Below are 15607 nucleotides of genomic sequence, written 5' to 3' on the forward strand. Positions count from 1 at the left end.
CACATCCCATTAGCCGCCATTCGCTGCGCCGCAGAAGCACAAGGGACTTTCTCTCTTATAAACCTATTCATGGGCTGCCGCGGACCAGGCCACACCTGTCCGTCGCGAGACGGATATGCCGTAGAGCATGGTCAGGTTCCGTCCGGTGACGACATCGCCGAGGGGCCCGCTGGCCAGAACGCGGCCATCCGCGACCAGCAGCGCGGTGTCGCCGACCTGCATGGCGTGGTCCGACTCGTGCTTCGACAGGATCACCCCGAGGCCGCGATCTGCCAGCCGCCGCACCTGCGCCAGCTCCCGCGCGCGGTGGCCGAAGTCGAGGCTGGACGTCGGCTCGTCGAGGATGAGCCTTAGCGGCTGGGCTGGCGATCATCAGGTGCTCAAGGAAACGGTGGAACTTGCCGCCTACCTCTTTCTGTTCTCTGGCCAGCTGAAACTGATTGGTGCGACGGGAAGAAAATAAATCCTCCCAGCATGCAAGGAACCGGGCTGCGGCTCCGTATACTATCTGACATGCCCAAACGAACCCGCGAAATCCTGGACCTCCTACCACGCCTTCGGCGCTACGCCATCGTGCTGGCCCGTGATGAGTCGGCGGCGGAGGACCTCGTGCAGGAGACCTTTCTGCGCGCCGAGGAGCGCCGTTCGAGCTTTGACGCAAAGCGGCCTTTGCGCGGCTGGTTGATGTCGATCCTGCACAATATCTTTGTCGATACCGGTCGGGCCGCGCGCGCGCGAGAAGGGCGCGAGGCCGCCTATGCGTCCTTGCTCGACACCAGCATGCCCGCCCCGCAGGAGATGTCGGTTCATCTGGCGCAGGTGCGTGCCGCCTTCTTCCGCATGCCCGAAGACCAGCGAGAGGCGCTGCATCTGATCGCGGTGGAGGAGATGAGCTATGCCGAAGCAGCCGCGCTTTTGCATATTCCGCAAGGCACGTTGATGGCCCGCGTCAGCCGCGCCCGTGCGGCCTTGCGGGCATTCGAGAATGACGAGCCGTTGCGGCTTCGCATCGTAGGAGGCAAGGATGCCGACTGAAGTGAACAGGGACGATCTTGAAGCCTATATCGACAATCAGCTTGACCCGTGGCAACGCATGGCCGTGGAGGACTGGCTTGCCAGACATCCGACAAACGCCGCTGCGGTCATGGCATCGCTGCGACAGAAGACAGAACTGAAACTGGCCTTGGCCATGCCCGAGGAAAGCCGCACAGATCTGCGCGCTGCCAAGCGGCTCGGCAAGGCGCTGGACCGACCGGCCTGGCTGGGGATCGGGCTGCCCTCTGCGGCAGTGATCGTTGCAGCCCTTGCGCTGTGGATCGGGGTCAGTCCGCTCAGCGTTCGGCAGGGCTTTGCCGCGCCGCCGCCACCACCCTTCGTAGAAAGTGCGCTTGCTGCGCGTGAGGCGAGCACGCTGCGGCTCGCCATGCTTTCGCAGCCCGAAGCGCCGCACTTCGACCCGGTGGAAATCCGCGCTTTGACGGGCCTTGTCACGCCGCATTTCCCCGCCGAATGGCTGCCCCAAGATGCGCAGGTCTTCCCTTCGCCGCAGGGTCCGGGGCTGGAGATGATCTTCGACACGCCCGACCATGGCCGTCTGTCGCTGTTTATCGTGCGTGCCCCATCAGGCGACAGCTTCGGCTCGATCAGTCTATCCGACGTGAACCTTGCCTGGTTCATCGAGGATGACGTTGCCCACATCCTTGGTGCGACCACCGAACCTGCGCAGCTCATCGACGCCGTCGATCTGTTGCGCGCCTCCCTGACCAACTGAAGGAAAGATCATGGACCAGAATGACCGTCAGGCCATCCAAGCGCTGTTCGGCAAACTCGCATCCGTGGAACAGCAGGTGCCGAACCGCGACGCGGAGGCAGAGGCTTTCATTCGCAATACCGTGGCACGCCAACCTGCCGCGCCCTATTACATGGCCCAAACCGTCATCGTGCAGGAACATGCATTGAACGCGGCGCAAGCCCGGATCGAGGCGCTAGAGGCCGAAGTTGCTCGCAAAGATCAGCCGGAACAGGGCGGGTTCATGTCCCGCGTGTTCGGTGGTGGAACGACGCCGACCGGCGGCTCGTCCATCCCGCGCGTCGGGCGGGGCCAAGAGACGCCGCAGTCGCCGTTCCAGCGGCCGCATGGCGGAGGGTTCCTTGCCGGTGCGGCGCAGACGGCCATGGGCGTCGCGGGCGGCGTGCTCTTGGGCAACGCGATTGCTGGCATGTTAGGCGGGGAAGCCATGGCAGAGGAACTGCCCCCCGAGGAGGGCTATGACGAACCCGAGGCCTTCGACGATGGCGGGTTCGACGAAGGCGAATGAAGGACACCATCACCCCCGAGCAATCCTCCCCCGACGCCGAAACGTCGGAGGAAGACCGAAGTCACCTTCCGCTTTCCGATCTTCTTGACCAGTTCGCCGCCGAGGTTGGCGAGCGGGTCAGCCTGTCGGATCTTATGCTTTCGTTCGGCAGCCGCGCCACGCTGGCGCTGCTGCTGATCTTCGGCATCCTGAACATCCTGCCGAACCCGCCGGGATCGTCGGCGGTATTGGGCCTGCCGATGCTCTATCTGTCCGTCGCGCTGATCCGCGATCGTGCGCCGGTCTTTCCGCGGGCGATCCTGCGGCGTAGCCTGTCCGGCAGCGTTTTCTCGGCCATAGCCACCCGCGCCACCCCGATCCTGCGCCGGTTCGAGCGGATCATGCATCCGCGCTTTGAGCCCCTAATCGAAGGGTTCGCGTCGCGCGTGACTGGCGCGCTCTGCCTCGTGCTTGCCTTCATTCTCGTCCTGCCAATCCCGCTGGGGAACATCCCGCCCGCCGCGTGTATGTGCCTCCTCGCGCTGGCTGCTATCGCCCGCGACGGTGTGTGGGTGCTGATCGGATGGGCGGCCTCCCTCCTTTGCATCGCCCTGCTGTCCGGCGCGACGATCGCAACGATTCACTTCATCGCGCAGTTCGTCCTGCGCCTGTCCGCTTAGGAGACCACCTTGAATCAGGCGCCCGAAGGAAGCGAGTATTGCTTAAGCGCCTGTCGCCAACTGCCGAGGCTCATCTAACGCCTCATCGACATTCGCAGCACTGCAAGACGTGCAACTTCTGCAGTTCCGTGACGTGGATCTCATTACAAAACTATAACACAATTAGAAAAGGTGTTCCTCCGGTGAAGCGAAGTATTCAACCCTACTTTAGACCGCTTCAATTGCAGCGAGGGATGTTGCTGTGATTGAAGCTCTTCTTCTTCTGGTTCTTGGCCTTGCCGTCATCATGGTGAATATCGCCGCAACAGGCTACTTTGTGGCGCAAGAGTTCGCCTATATGTCCGTCGACAGGACGCGACTCGCCGTGAGCGCCGCTGAAGGCGATGCCGCCGCCAAACGCGCACTGGATGTGACACATCGCACCAGCTTCATGCTATCCGGTGCTCAGCTCGGCATCACCATCACCGGCCTGCTCGTAGGTTTCCTGTCCGAGCCCATGATCGGTGAGCCGCTTGGGGTTCTTCTGGGCGGACTGGGCATTTCCACTGCTGTTGGCGTGACCATCGGCACGCTGTTCTCTCTGATGGTTGCCACTGTGGCGATGATGATCTTCGGTGAGCTTTATCCCAAGAACCTCTCGATCGCGAAGCCTGAGCCGCTGGCCAAAAGCCTGTCGCGCTCGACGCTGATCTACCTCAAGGTCTTGGGCCCCCTGATCGCCTTCTTCGATTTTTCGGCCAATGTCTTCCTGCGCCTACTGCGCATCGAGCCGGTGCACGACCTCGACGTCAGCGCCACGGCCAAGGATCTGCCCCGTATCATCGCAGACTCGCGCGAAAGCGGTGATCTCCCAGTGGAGCAATCGCTGATGATGGACCGCATTCTTGATTTTCCAAACCAGAACGTGGAACACGCGATGGTGCCGCGCTCGCAAGTGGACTGGGTCAGCGCCAGCACGACCTGGGGCGAACTTCGGATGCTGATGTCGCGGGCGCACAGCCGCTATCCGGTGCTTGACGCTTCTGACGCGCCTATTGGCGTGGTTCATCTGGCCGATGTTTTGGCAGGTTTGGAAACGGCCGAACCGAATGCCTCCCTACAAACTATCATGCGTCCGGCGATGGTGATCCCGACGATGATGCCTTTGCCAGACGCGCTGGAGCATCTGATCGGCTCGGACAATCAACTGGCTTGTGTGATCGATGAATACGGCGGATTCGCGGGGGTCTTGACCATCGAAGATCTGGCTATGGAGATCGTGGGCGAGATCACCGACGAGCATGACGTTAAATCGCCCGATGCGCTTGCCGCTGACGGGGATAACATCTGGATCATGGATGGCGACGTTCATCTGGACGAGGTGCATCGGGCCATCGAATACGATTTGCCCGAGACCGACGCCGAGACCATCGCCGGCCTGCTGATCGATGAGCTGGGCGCTTTGCCCGCAATCGGCGCACGGGTGGTGATCGAGCTGCCGGTGGACCCCGCTGAATTTGTCTCGGACACCCCGATGCGCCGCTGGCTTGAGGCGGAAGTGCTTGAGGTCGAGCGCCATGTGCCGACCCGCATTCGCCTGACCCTGATGGAAGCCGCAATGACGGAGGACGCGCAATGATGAACGATCCGCTCATCGTAACCATCGTCACCCTTGCATTGATTGCCCTCAGTGCGCTGTTCGTGATCATTGAATTCTCGCTTTTGGGCGCGCGCCGCCACCGACTGGAGGAGCTTGCACCAGAAAGCAGATCGGCGCGTGCCGCTCTGCGGGGCATGAACGATCTGACGATGATGCTGGCGCTCGCGCAGTTGGGGATCACCGCCTGCACCTTTGCCCTGGGTGCGATCACCAAACCTGCACTTGATGCCTGGCTTGGCCCGGTCCTGCTTTCGGCGGGGCTGCCCGCCTGGCTCGCAGGTGGCACTTCTTTTGCCTTGGCGCTTTTCGTCGTGACCTTCCTACACCTCGTGGTGGGAGAGATGGCGCCGAAATCATGGGCCATCGCCCATCCTGAGCGGTCAGCGCGATCGATCAGTGTGATCGCCCAAGGTTTGGCTTGGCCCCTGCGCCCGCTGCTCCGCTGGATGAACGGGATAGCCAACAGTCTTGTGCGAGCCTCTGGTGTGGAGCCGGTCGAAAGTGCCGCCGTGGGGGGGCGCGACATTGCGACCATCCGCCAGCTGGTCGAGCATTCGGCGCAGGTCGGCGCTTTGGAGCCAGAGATGCAGCGTCAGCTCTCGGGTTTTATCGGCTTGAGCAGCATGCCGGTCAGTGACCTCGTCGCCGCAGATCAGCGACTAGCCGCGGTTCCTGCCCAGGCGACGGGGGCCGAAGTCCGCGCCGCAGCGCGCCAATCGGGGCATATGCGCATTTTGATGGAGGCCGGCCATGGCAAGCCTATGTCATTCATCCACGTGCGTGACACGCTGGTGATGGCCGATGATACGCAAGCCGCAACGGTTGCCCGCCCCGCGCTTAGACTTGACGCGCAGATGCCGGTTTATGAGGCCTTGGCGCGTCTTCGCGGTGCCGGCGTGCAAATCGCAATCGTGAAGCGGGGGACCGAGCTTTGCGGCATCATTACCCTGGCGGATATCCTGAAACTGGTGCTGCCTGCGGGCATTGCTGTCACCAAAGAAATGGCCCCCGGCGCGGCCTAAGGCGTGTTCGGCCCGACATAGCGGGGCCGAACGCGGCATAACGAGCAAAAGGCGCTCGCCGGTCGCGGCGGGGGCTTTCGATTTGCCGGACTGTGAGCACCCTAGGGGCACGCACGCATCACACCTATTCCGCCTTTCCATAGCGAGTGATTGAGTATGACACATTTGGAAGCCGCCTTCCTTGGCTTGGCTTAGGGCCTGACCGAGTTCCTGCCCGTCTCCTCCAGCGCACATCTGCGCATCGCGGGCCATCTGATGCCCGGTGCGACCGACCCCGGCGCGGCTTCACCGCCATCGTGCAGATCGGCACCGAGCTGGCGGTGCTGATCTATTTCTGGTCGGACATCCGCAGCATCGCGGTGGCGTGGGCCCGCCATATTGCCCGCCGCCCGCATGACCGGCAGGCCGCCCGCATGGCATGGCTGGTGATCTTCGGGTCCGTCCCCAACGTCTGTCTGGGACTGCTGGCGCAGGACATGATCGAGACGGGGCTGCGCAACCTCTACATCACCGCCCCCATGCTGATCGGTTTCGGACTGGTGCTGGGTCTATGCGACCGGCTGGGTCGCAAGACGAAAACGGAACGCGATCTGACTTGGCGCGACGGGATGCTGTTCAGCCTTGCGCAGGCGATGGCGCTGATCCCCGGTGTCTCGCGTTCGGGCGGGACGATCAGCGCGGGGCTGGCAATGGGATACACGCGCGAGGCCGCAGCGCGCTATTCCTTCCTGCTGGCGGTGCCTGCTTGCTTCTGGTGACTATCGCCAAGGCGAGCCGATACGCGATGATTTGCGCTTTTGCGTTCAGATGACGTTCCTACATCAGAGAAACGCTATACTAAATCCCATCATGATCGACGCGATGATGGACACCCATACGAACGCGAAGATCAATGCACACACAACGCGGTGCGCCGGCGGCTTCGGTGTGACATGACGATCGTCTTGTATCGGAGCGGTCATAGAAGCCTCATGTGTTGCGATCGCAAGCCTGAATAAGTCGATACTCAGGCGCAATAGGACAGGATGCCCTCCTCCAAATGCGGTTAGCGAACCTGTCGCGAAGTCACTCAAGTCGTTGCCGCTGTAAGGTGCTCGTGCAGGATCAGCGCTCCGAGAGAGATCAGCGCCAGCCCTCCCAAAACCTCGGCATAGCGTCCAAACTGCGCCCCGAGATAGCGCCCGATCATCATTCCCGTCGTGGACATGACCATGGTCGCCGCCCCGATTGCCGCCGCAATGAGCAGAATGTTGACATCCAGAAATGCCAGCGACACACCCACCGCCATCGCGTCCAGCGAGGTGCCGATGGCCGTCACGATCAGGGCCAGCATCGTCGCGGAACCGCCATCCACCGGGGTCTCGGGATGACGACCAAGCGAGTTCCACGCCATATGCGTGCCCACCGCCCCGAGAAGCCCGAAGGCGATCCAGTGGTCGAACGCCTGGATATACTGGCTTGCAACCACGCCCAAGAACCAGCCGATCAGCGGCGTGATCATCTCGACGATGCCGAACACCATGCCGGTGCCGATGGCTCTGCGAAAGGTCGGGCGGGTCTGCGCCGCCCGGCGACCGAGCGATGCGATCATCGCGTCCACGGACATGCCGATGGCCAGAACGCCGATGGAAATCGGAGACATTGCCGTAATCCTTGCGGGCCGAAGAAACCGGACGATCCTGCAAGACCCCCGCCCAAAAGGCACCTCGCACCGTCACGGTCTCGCAGAACCATCTCTGGCCGAACGCGCCACGCAGTGCCTTGCGATTATGTTGACGCGCTCCCACAATCGGTTGTGGTTGCTACTCCCCGATCCGGTGGGAATTACGGCTGCCGAAACGCTAAGTCAATGATTATGTTTGCAAATAATAATGACAAGCATTCGCGGTTGGGTGGAGCCCAACCACCTCGTTCACGGCTGCCAGAACGCTGCGTGCCTAGCGTCGTGGCTGAGCCGCAGTCGCTATCGGCACAGATTTTATAACGTGACGCGCGAATGTTTCGGGCATCCAACGAACGAGGGACGATTAGGCGAATTAGACGTAAATGTCTGCTTTCAAAAATGAGTGTCCCAATCAGTTACAATCTCAGGGTAATCCTCCCCGTTTTAACGGGGTTTGGCCGTAGACTTCAGGCAGCCATTTTCAGTTTCTGTGCGGGTGTGATGCCGCCGATGCCCATGTTGGGTCTCTCATTGTTGTAAGTCCATAGCCAGTCTGTGGCGACGCTCTGTGCCTCCGCGATGGTGTCAAAGATGTAGATGTCGAGCCATTCATGGCGGACGGTGCGGTTGTATCGCTCGACATAGGCGTTTTGCTGCGGCTTGCCGGGCTGGATGTGGGTCAGTGCAATGCCCTGCTTCGCAGCCCAGATCGCAAGAGTTGCGCTGATGTATTCCGGACCGTTGTCGACCCTGATGGCCATGGGCTTGCCACGCCATTCGATGATTTGGTTCAGCGCTCGGACCATGGGCGTCCATTGGAACCACTGCACCGTCCAGCGCCGTGCTGGCCGAAGGCGTGACCCAGCCGATGGCGTTCCGCAGGTCAGTGATGCGCTGCCCGCCCGCTTGCGACCATGTGAGGCCGGTGATCGAGATGAACACCAGCACCACCGAAAGCCCCATGCCCAGCGTCGCGTGGATCCAGCGGCGGCGCTGCGGCGGCGGCATGTCGCGGACTGCACGGCGGCGCTTCGGCCCCGTCGCCCACAGCACCACCCCGCCCAGCACGACCACCCAAAGCCAAGAGGCTGCAAGCTCGCTGTAATATCGGCCCCAATCGCCCATCAGCATGTTGCGGTGCAGGTAATCCAGCGTGATGCGGAACGGCAGGATGCCACTGGTGCCATAGGTGGTCATATCGCCGCGGATCTCCAGCGTGACGGGATCGACGAAGACGGTGCGGTTTTCCGACGGGCCAAGCGCGCCGTCCGAGAACATGATCCGCGTCGTCCGGCCTTCGCCGGTTGCCGGACGCACGGCGGACACGTCCAGATCCGTCTCCAGATAGGCACACGCTGCCAACGCCTGATCGGTCAGGCTGCGCGCCGAGCCGGTGGTGTCGGTATAGAGCGCGTCGGCGTAAAGCCGGTCCTCGATCTGCGGGGTGACGACGTAAAGAAGCCCCGTCAGGGCCGCGACGAAGATGAAGGGGCCTATGAACAGCCCGATGTAGAAGTGCAGACGCAGGATGAAGGCGCGAAGCGCGCCGCCGGTCGCAGCAGCGCTGCGCGGCAGGTCGGACGTATGGGACATGGATGTGCCTGAGAAAGCGCAGGATGCGCGTGGACCGAGGGTGCGAAGGTCGTCTCAGGCTTCCGGCGGGCCGCGTGTGGGGGTGGCCGGATCGCGCGGATGGGCCGCGGCACGCTCGATCTGCGGCAGGATGACGGCGGCGATCAGCTTGCGGTCGATCTCGACCAGCGACAGGGTCGCATCCGGCAGATCACAACCCGCCACAAGATGGCAAAGCGAACAGCCCGCCATATGCGCGTGATCCGGTGACTTCTCGTTGCAGAGGTCTGCCAGAAGGCCGCCCTGAAGCTGGTAAGCCTCCAGCTGCACTTCGGACACGCTGGGCGCAGCACGCACCGCCGTGCCCGTCGCAAAGGCGACGGCCAGCAGGGTCACGAAGACCAGACCCAGAAGGCGAAGGGGCGCAAGATCACGCATCCGTCATCCATGCGCCCTGCGTGCCTTTCGGGCAAGGGGCATTTTGCCCCACCCCTCAATGCACGATCTGGCGCAGGAACTCTTGCGTGCGGGGATTGGCGGGGGCGGTGAAGAACTGCTCGGGCGGCGCCTCTTCGATCACTTGCCCCTCGGCCATGAAGATCACGCGGTCGGCGACGCGGCGGGCAAATCCCATCTCGTGCGTGACGACGATCATGGTCATGCCTTCCTCGGCCAGATGGATCATCGTGTCCAGCACCTCGCCGATCATCTCGGGGTCGAGGGCGCTGGTCGGTTCGTCGAACAGCATGATCTTCGGCTTCATGCACAGGGCGCGTGCGATGGCAACGCGCTGCTGCTGGCCGCCAGACAGTTGGCCGGGGAACTTCGCCGCCTGCTCGGGGATGCGGACGCGTTGCAGGAAATGGCGGGCGCGTTCCTCGGCCTCGGCGCGCGAGGTCTTGCGGGCAAGGATCTGCGGCAAAGCGCAGTTTTCCAGCACGGTCAGATGCGGGAACAGGTTGAAGTGCTGGAACACCATCCCGACCTCACGCCGCACGGCGTCAAGGTTCTTTACGTCGTCGTTCAACTCGACACCGCTGACGCTAATCGTGCCTGACTGATGCTCCTCCAGCCGGTTCAGGCAACGGATCAGCGTGGACTTCCCCGATCCCGAGGGACCGCAGATCACGATCCGCTCTCCCTCGGCTACAGTCAGGTTGACGTCGCGCAAAGCATGGTAGGTGCCATACCATTTGTTCAGATCGGTGACGGCGATGGCGGTCATGCGTAGCTCTTTCGTTTGACGCCCCGTTCCAGCCAGCGCGCATAGACCGAAATGCCGAAGCAGATCGCGAAGTAGACGGCGGCGACGAACAGGTAGGTTTCGGTGAAGGGCGCGGGCCAGGCGGGATCTCCCGCGGCGGCGCGCCCCGCGCCCAGCATGTCGAACACACCTACGATCATCACGAGCGAGGTGTTCTTAACCATGACGATGGCGGTGTTGGTCAGCGGCGGGATGACCTTCTGGATCGCTTGCGGCAGAATGATGTGCCAGACCATCTTCCAATAGGAGATGCCGAGCCCCTGCGCGGCCTCGGCCTGACCTTTGCCCAGCCCCTGCAACCCGCCGCGCAGCACTTCGGCCAGATAGGCGGCGGCAAAGATGGTCAGCGCGGCCACGGTCCGCCCCAGCTTGTCGATCGTCCAGTCCGAAGGGAGCAGCAGCGGCAGGAGGATCGCGGCCACGAACAGCAGCCCGATCAGCGGCAGGCCGCGGACCAGCTCGATCACGCAGACCGAGATGCCCTTGACCACCGGTAGGTTCGATTGCCGCCCAAGCGCCAACAGCACCGCCAGCGGAAACCCCATGCCCAACGACAGCACCGCCAGCAGCAGCGTGACCGGCAGGCCGCCCCATTTGGCGGTCGGCACATCGACCATGCCGAAGACGCCGCCCTTCATCAGAACCAGCATGACCGCAATCGCACCGCCCCACAAAAGCGCAAGCCCCGCGTTCCAGAACCGGGGCGATAGCGACGCCACGACCATAGCAAGGATCAGCACGATCACGACCACCGGTCGCCATTGCTGGTCGGGGGGATAAATGCCGAACAGGATCAGCCGCGCCTTGTCGTGGATATAGGCCCAGCAGGCCCCGCCCGCGCGGCAGGCCTCGGCATCGCCTTGCCAAACGGCATCGAACACGGCCCAGTCCAAGACGGGCAGCATCATCACGATCAATCCGATCACGCCCACGGTGATCAGGGCCGACACCGCATCCCCGAACAGGATGCGCAGGATCGGCGCGGGTGGTTTGGCGGGTGCGGGGCGCGCTGCGATATGTTCCATCAGCGCACCACGATCGCCATGCGGGCGTTATACCAGTTCATCAGAAGCGACACCGAAAGCGAGATGGTAAGGAACACGCCCAGCAGGATCAGCAGGCTCTCGATCGCCTGTCCCGTCTGGTTGATGACGGTGTTCACCACCAGCCCCAGTTCGGGATAGCCGACGGCCAGCGCCAGCGTCGTGTTCTTTACGGTGGACAGGTATTGCGACGTCATCGGCGGGATGATGACGCGTAAGGCCTGCGGCAGGATGATGCGGCGAAGGGTCGTGCGATCGGTCAACCCGAGGGCGCGCCCCGCCTCCCATTGCCCCTTGGCGACGGCATCGATGCCGCCGCGGATGATCTCGCCCACGAAAGCGGCAGTGTAAAGGATGATCCCCAGCATCAGCGCCGCAAACTCGGGCGACAGGCCGATCCCGCCACGGAAGGTGAAGCCGCGCAGTTCCGGCACCTCTACCGTCGCGCCGGTCAGGATCAGGGTTGCCGCGAACACTGCCACCCCGCCCACCGCACGCCACCGTCGAAGCAGCATCGCGGCGACCAGCCCGAGCGCCACCGCCAGCGCCAGTTGTGCCGCGGGCAACGCGGGAAGGAAGATGCCCCGCTGGGTCAGGAACACGCCGGGGATCGGTTCCCACGCCGCGCGGGGTGCGGGGAATGCGGCGGTTGCCAGTGCATACCAGAACAGCAGTTGCACGATCAGCGGCAGGTTCCGCATCACCGTGACATATCCGGCCCCAAGGCCCCCCAGCAGCGGGTTCGACGACCGCCCTGCGAGCCCCACGCCCAGCCCCAGAACCGTCGCGCCAAAGATCGCCAGCGCCGAAATCCACAGCGTGTTGCCCAGCCCCACGACATAGGCCCAAAGGAAACTGTCCTGCGGATCATAGGGCAGCACGCTTTCCGAGATCGGGAACCGCGCGGGCCGGTCCAGAAAATCCCATCCGGTGCGGATGCCGCGTTCGGACAGGTTCTGCGCCGTGTTGTTGGCGATCCACAGGATCACGCAGGCCACCGCCGCAAGCAAGGCGATCTGGATCAGACCGCCCCGCACCCGCGCATCGCGCAGCAAGCGCATTACTGGAAGGTCAGCGGGAACATCAGCCCGCCATCCTTGTAAAGCGCATTCGCGCCCCGCTCCAGCTTCAACGAGCTGTCTTTGCCCACGTTGCGGTCGAACACCTCGGCATAGTTGCCGACCTCGCGGATGATGTTTGCGGCGAAATCGTCCTGCAGGCCCAGCGACGTGCCGTTGCCCGGATCCATACCCAGAAAGCGGCGGATGCGCGGATCGGTGCTGTCTGCAAACGTGTCCAAGTTCTGCGAGGTGATGCCCAGAAGCTCGGCCGTCTTCATCGCCTCGATCGACCAGGTGACGATGTCCTTCCACTGGTTGTCGCCGTGGCGGACGGCAGGGGTCAGCGCGTCCATGTAATCGGTGGCGGGGAAGATGACGTAATCGTCGGGGTTCTCGGCCTGCGTCGCGCGGACGGACGCCAAGGCCGCCGCATCGGTGATCAGCGCGTCGCACCGACCCGAGAAGAACGCCTGCCGCGTTGCGGAGGTGTTGTCGAACACTACCGGCTCAAGTCCAAGGTCCAGTTTGTCGGATACGTCTGCGACGACGACTTCGGTGGTCGATCCCGTTTGCACACAAACGGCGGCACCGGCCATATCCTCGACCCGCGTGATGCCCAGTTCTTTGGGCAGCATGAAGCCGGTGAATTCGTAATAGTTGGGGCTGGTGAAATCGATCCCGTTGGCATCCCGCTGCAACGTCCATGTCAGGGTGCGCGGCAGGATGTCGATCTCGCCCGTCTGAAGCGCGGGGATGCGCTGATGGCCGGTCAGAGGCACGAAATCCACGGCGTCCTTGTCGCCGAAGACCGCCACGGCCACGGCGCGGCAGGTGTCGATGTCCAGCCCGCGCCATGTTCCGTCGCTGTCGGGCGCGCCGAAGCCAACCGTGCCTTGGCTGGCACCGCAGATCAGCCGACCGCGATCCGTCACGGTCTCCAGCGTCGTGGCGGCATGGGCGGGGGCGGCGAATGCAACGGCCGCGAGTGCGATGTATTTCATGATGACCTCTCTGTTGGGGTTCGGGACGTTCAAGCGTCCGCTTTTTTGGTGCCGAGGATGCCGAAGAAGGCGTCCAGATCCGCCCGCAGGTCAGCCGGGTCTTCCAGCCCAATCTGAAGCCGCAGGATCGTCTTGTTGTTGCGCGGATGGGGGTTTTCGCGTGTGATGGTCATGGGGGCCATCAGGCTGCGGGTGCCGCCCCAGCTTGCGCCGATGGCAAAGACGCGCAAAGCGTCCAGCGCGGGGTTCAGGTTGGCGTCATCCGGCAGGACAATGCTGAACACACCGCTTGCACCCTTGAAGTCGCGCTGGAAAATTTCGTGTCCAGGGCATGAGGGCAGCGCCGGATGCAGCACCTCGCCCACGCCGCGTTCCGCCAGCTCCCGCGCGATTTCAAGCGCGACGCGGCCTTGATGGGCCATGCGGACGGCCATCGTCTCAATCCCGCGCAGGGCCAGCGACACCGCATCGGGCGGCACGCCAAGGCCCAGCATCCGCATCTGGTCGCGCAGACGGAGGCGCAGGTCGCTGTCCATGACGCTGACCGAACCCATCAGCAGGTCCGAATGTCCGCCGACGTATTTGGTCAGCGCCTGCATCGAGAAATCGACGCCGTGTGCCAGCGGCTTGAACAGCAGCGGAGTTGCCCAAGTGTTGTCGATGCCGGTCAGGATGCCGCGCTGCTTTGCCAGCGCGACGATGGCCGGCACGTCCTGCACTTCCATCGTGGTGGAACCGGGGGCCTCCATCCAGATCAGCTTGACCGAGGTGTCGATCTGCGCCTCCAGATCCGACGCATCTGGGCGATAGACACGGTGCCCGATGCCCAAGGGTGCAAGGAAGTTGCGGCAGAACCCCGTCACGGGCGGATAGGCACTGTCGGGGATCAGGACCGTATCCCCCGGTTTCAGGGTCGCAAGCAAGATCACCGCAATCGCCGTCTGCCCCGAGGGGACCAGCACGGTATGCTTGCCGCCCTCAAGTGCCGTCAGTTGCGCCTCCAGCACGCGGTTCGTCGGCGTCCCGTGCAGGCCATAGGAAAACCCGTCCAGATCCCGTTTCCCGCGTGCCGCATAGGCCTCTGCATCCGGAAAGACGATGGTCGACGCGCGATGCGTCGGAACGGTCAGGCTGGCATAACCCTCCTCGGACACCGTGGGATGGATCGGGCAAAGGGTCGCGTCGCGCATGGTTTCGTCCTGTCTTGTGCGGGATCAGAAGACTGCATCAGATGCCGCAAAACAACTGATGCAGACGCATACCTCTATGCGCTATGGTAATAGGATGAACTTTCGCCAGCTTGAAGCTTTTCACACCGTGATGATTTCCGGCTCCACCGTGCGCGCGGCGGAACTGCTTCAGGTCACGCAGCCTGCGATCAGCCGCAGCATCGCTGATCTTGAAGCCGGTCTGGGCTTTGCGCTGTTCGATCGCGTCAGGGGACGTCTGGTGCCGACCCCCGAAGGGCAGATGTTCTTCCGCGAGGTGAATGAAAGCTACAAGGGCCTTGACCGCTTGCGGTCGGCAGCCGCGTCGATCCGCGAATACGGATCGGGTATCGTGCGGATCGGCACGCTGTCGGCCTTGGCCACTACTCTGGTCCCGCGAGCGGTGCAGAGCTTCCGGACCCTTCATCCGAAAATCCGCATCACCTTGCAGGTCAGCGGGTCGGCGACGATCCGGAACCTGATCGCAGACGGGCAGCTCGACCTTGGCCTTGCCGCAGACGAGATCGACCGCGCGGGCATCGACTCGCAGCTGTTCGCAAGTTTTCCGGGCGTTATCGCGATGGCCCCCGACCATCCCTTGACACGAAAACCCGGCCTTTCGGCGCTGGACCTTAATAATATCCCGCTAATCGGCCTGACCCCCGAAGACCGCGCCCGGCACCGCTTCGATCATGCGATGGCCGAGGCCGGAGTGACCCCCAGCTATATCGTAGAAACGGCGAACTCCTCCACCGTTTGCGCCTTAGCGATGGCGGGTGATGCCGTAGGTCTGGTCAACCCGCTCGCAACCGAAGGCTTCACCGAGCGAGGCCTTGTCTTACGGTCATTCGAGCCCAAGATCGCGTTCCGATCGTTTTTGCTATTCCGCCCTGATAGTCAAAGAGCGAGGCTTGTGCGGGAGTTCTCCGAGCAGCTGTTCCAAGCTCGGAACTCCGTTTCAATCGCCTGACAACGCGGCAAAGAATGTCTGCTTTTTGCCGACAGTAAGAATGCTGCTAGTGCATTGCGCAAGCTGTGAGCGAACGTCGCCTTTGGGCTCTGAGCGCCAAGCGTCGGCCGGTGCGACGGTTCATGGGACAAACCGGCCGTTCGACCAGTCGCAACTAGGCTCCAGACCCATTGATTTCAGGCCTCTG

16 protein-coding genes, 2 pseudogenes and 1 riboswitch are annotated in these 15607 nt (G+C 63.0%); of the genes and pseudogenes, 9 read left to right on the top strand and 9 right to left on the bottom strand.

The genetic code is table 11. The features are described 5' to 3' along the window. From E2K76_RS20675 to E2K76_RS19100, 8 genes are all read left to right on the top strand, one after another. On the top strand, nucleotides 1-354 hold a 354-nt coding region (locus E2K76_RS20675), incomplete at its 5' end, for a hypothetical protein (protein ID WP_220432308.1). A 159-nt stretch (nucleotides 355-513) separates the two neighbouring features. Beyond that, complete coding sequence (locus tag E2K76_RS19070) at nucleotides 514-1035, top strand: sigma-70 family RNA polymerase sigma factor (RefSeq protein WP_136686031.1); 522 nt, start codon at nucleotides 514-516, stop codon at nucleotides 1033-1035. Then, nucleotides 1025-1771, top strand: coding sequence for an anti-sigma factor family protein (locus E2K76_RS19075; RefSeq protein WP_136686032.1), 747 nt, complete (start codon nucleotides 1025-1027; stop codon nucleotides 1769-1771). Before E2K76_RS19070 ends, E2K76_RS19075 begins: the two co-directional genes overlap by 11 nt. Before the next feature lie 10 nt (nucleotides 1772-1781). Next, nucleotides 1782-2318, top strand: coding sequence for a DUF2076 domain-containing protein (locus E2K76_RS19080; RefSeq protein ID WP_136686033.1), 537 nt, complete (start codon nucleotides 1782-1784; stop codon nucleotides 2316-2318). Then, nucleotides 2315-2977 carry an exopolysaccharide biosynthesis protein gene (locus E2K76_RS19085; RefSeq protein WP_136686034.1) on the top strand — a complete coding sequence of 221 codons (663 nt, stop codon included), beginning with the start codon at nucleotides 2315-2317 and terminating at the stop codon, nucleotides 2975-2977. The genes E2K76_RS19080 and E2K76_RS19085 overlap by 4 nt, the downstream gene beginning before the upstream one ends. A 241-nt stretch (nucleotides 2978-3218) precedes the next feature. Next, on the top strand, nucleotides 3219-4595 hold the full coding sequence (locus E2K76_RS19090) for a hemolysin family protein (RefSeq protein WP_136686035.1): 1377 nt from the start codon (nucleotides 3219-3221) through the stop codon (nucleotides 4593-4595). Then, entirely contained in the window at nucleotides 4592-5638 is a 1047-nt protein-coding gene (locus E2K76_RS19095; protein ID WP_220432309.1) for a CNNM domain-containing protein, read from the top strand. The genes E2K76_RS19090 and E2K76_RS19095 overlap by 4 nt, the downstream gene beginning before the upstream one ends. Nucleotides 5639-5784: 146 nt before the next feature. Next, nucleotides 5785-6396 carry an undecaprenyl-diphosphate phosphatase gene (locus tag E2K76_RS19100; RefSeq protein ID WP_281280755.1) on the top strand — a complete coding sequence of 204 codons (612 nt, stop codon included), beginning with the start codon at nucleotides 5785-5787 and terminating at the stop codon, nucleotides 6394-6396. Between the two features lie 311 nt (nucleotides 6397-6707). Here the strand turns inward: E2K76_RS19100 and E2K76_RS19105 are convergent, their stop codons facing one another. From E2K76_RS19105 to E2K76_RS19145, 9 genes and pseudogenes are all read right to left on the bottom strand, one after another. Further along, a complete protein-coding gene (locus tag E2K76_RS19105) occupies nucleotides 6708-7280 on the bottom strand; it encodes a manganese efflux pump MntP (protein ID WP_136686036.1) in 573 nt (190 codons plus the stop codon). Between the two features lie 33 nt (nucleotides 7281-7313). Continuing rightward, nucleotides 7314-7459, bottom strand: a riboswitch (yybP-ykoY riboswitch). Between the two features lie 309 nt (nucleotides 7460-7768). Continuing rightward, nucleotides 7769-8107, bottom strand: a pseudogene (locus E2K76_RS19110) (integrase core domain-containing protein); the annotation flags it as partial. Nucleotides 8108-8165: 58 nt separating this feature from the next. Next, nucleotides 8166-8894: pseudogene (locus E2K76_RS20915) on the bottom strand (PepSY-associated TM helix domain-containing protein); the annotation flags it as partial. Between the two features lie 54 nt (nucleotides 8895-8948). Further along, nucleotides 8949-9311 (bottom strand): hypothetical protein, encoded by a 363-nt coding sequence (locus E2K76_RS19120; RefSeq protein ID WP_136686037.1) that lies wholly within the window; start codon nucleotides 9309-9311, stop codon nucleotides 8949-8951. Between the two features lie 55 nt (nucleotides 9312-9366). Next, on the bottom strand, nucleotides 9367-10098 hold the full coding sequence (locus E2K76_RS19125; protein ID WP_136686038.1) for an amino acid ABC transporter ATP-binding protein: 732 nt from the start codon (nucleotides 10096-10098) through the stop codon (nucleotides 9367-9369). After that, a complete protein-coding gene (locus E2K76_RS19130; RefSeq protein ID WP_136686039.1) occupies nucleotides 10095-11162 on the bottom strand; it encodes an amino acid ABC transporter permease in 1068 nt (355 codons plus the stop codon). Before E2K76_RS19130 ends, E2K76_RS19125 begins: the two co-directional genes overlap by 4 nt. After that, nucleotides 11162-12241: an amino acid ABC transporter permease gene (locus tag E2K76_RS19135; protein ID WP_136686040.1), complete on the bottom strand. Its 1080-nt coding sequence runs from the start codon at nucleotides 12239-12241 to the stop codon at nucleotides 11162-11164. The genes E2K76_RS19130 and E2K76_RS19135 overlap by 1 nt, the downstream gene beginning before the upstream one ends. Further along, the gene (locus E2K76_RS19140) at nucleotides 12241-13242 is read right to left on the bottom strand and encodes an amino acid ABC transporter substrate-binding protein (protein ID WP_136686041.1); all 1002 of its coding nucleotides are present in this window, start codon (nucleotides 13240-13242) and stop codon (nucleotides 12241-12243) included. The genes E2K76_RS19135 and E2K76_RS19140 overlap by 1 nt, the downstream gene beginning before the upstream one ends. 29 nt (nucleotides 13243-13271) lie before the next feature. Then, on the bottom strand, nucleotides 13272-14432 hold the full coding sequence (locus tag E2K76_RS19145) for a trans-sulfuration enzyme family protein (RefSeq protein WP_136686042.1): 1161 nt from the start codon (nucleotides 14430-14432) through the stop codon (nucleotides 13272-13274). A gap of 94 nt (nucleotides 14433-14526) precedes the next feature. Here E2K76_RS19145 and E2K76_RS19150 point away from each other — a divergent pair, with 94 nt between their 5' ends. After that, nucleotides 14527-15420, top strand: a complete 894-nt coding sequence (locus E2K76_RS19150; protein WP_136686043.1) for a LysR substrate-binding domain-containing protein — start codon at nucleotides 14527-14529, stop codon at nucleotides 15418-15420. The last annotated feature ends 187 nt before the right edge of the window (nucleotides 15421-15607 follow it).

The sequence above is a fragment of the Falsirhodobacter xinxiangensis genome (genome assembly GCF_004959935.1).
In the GTDB taxonomy this organism is placed as follows: Bacteria; Pseudomonadota; Alphaproteobacteria; order Rhodobacterales; family Rhodobacteraceae; genus Falsirhodobacter; species Falsirhodobacter xinxiangensis.

Coding starts and splice junctions, on each gene's coding strand:
- E2K76_RS19070 (WP_136686031.1), top strand. CDS start 514: ATGCCCAAACGAACCCGCGAAATCCTGGACCTCCTACCACGCCTTCGG.
- E2K76_RS19075 (WP_136686032.1), top strand. CDS start 1,025: ATGCCGACTGAAGTGAACAGGGACGATCTTGAAGCCTATATCGACAAT.
- E2K76_RS19080 (WP_136686033.1), top strand. CDS start 1,782: ATGGACCAGAATGACCGTCAGGCCATCCAAGCGCTGTTCGGCAAACTC.
- E2K76_RS19085 (WP_136686034.1), top strand. CDS start 2,315: ATGAAGGACACCATCACCCCCGAGCAATCCTCCCCCGACGCCGAAACG.
- E2K76_RS19095 (WP_220432309.1), top strand. CDS start 4,592: ATGATGAACGATCCGCTCATCGTAACCATCGTCACCCTTGCATTGATT.
- E2K76_RS19105 (WP_136686036.1), bottom strand. CDS start 7,280: ATGTCTCCGATTTCCATCGGCGTTCTGGCCATCGGCATGTCCGTGGAC.
- E2K76_RS19120 (WP_136686037.1), bottom strand. CDS start 9,311: ATGCGTGATCTTGCGCCCCTTCGCCTTCTGGGTCTGGTCTTCGTGACC.
- E2K76_RS19125 (WP_136686038.1), bottom strand. CDS start 10,098: ATGACCGCCATCGCCGTCACCGATCTGAACAAATGGTATGGCACCTAC.
- E2K76_RS19130 (WP_136686039.1), bottom strand. CDS start 11,162: ATGGAACATATCGCAGCGCGCCCCGCACCCGCCAAACCACCCGCGCCG.
- E2K76_RS19135 (WP_136686040.1), bottom strand. CDS start 12,241: ATGCGCTTGCTGCGCGATGCGCGGGTGCGGGGCGGTCTGATCCAGATC.
- E2K76_RS19140 (WP_136686041.1), bottom strand. CDS start 13,242: ATGAAATACATCGCACTCGCGGCCGTTGCATTCGCCGCCCCCGCCCAT.
- E2K76_RS19145 (WP_136686042.1), bottom strand. CDS start 14,432: ATGCGCGACGCGACCCTTTGCCCGATCCATCCCACGGTGTCCGAGGAG.
- E2K76_RS19150 (WP_136686043.1), top strand. CDS start 14,527: ATGAACTTTCGCCAGCTTGAAGCTTTTCACACCGTGATGATTTCCGGC.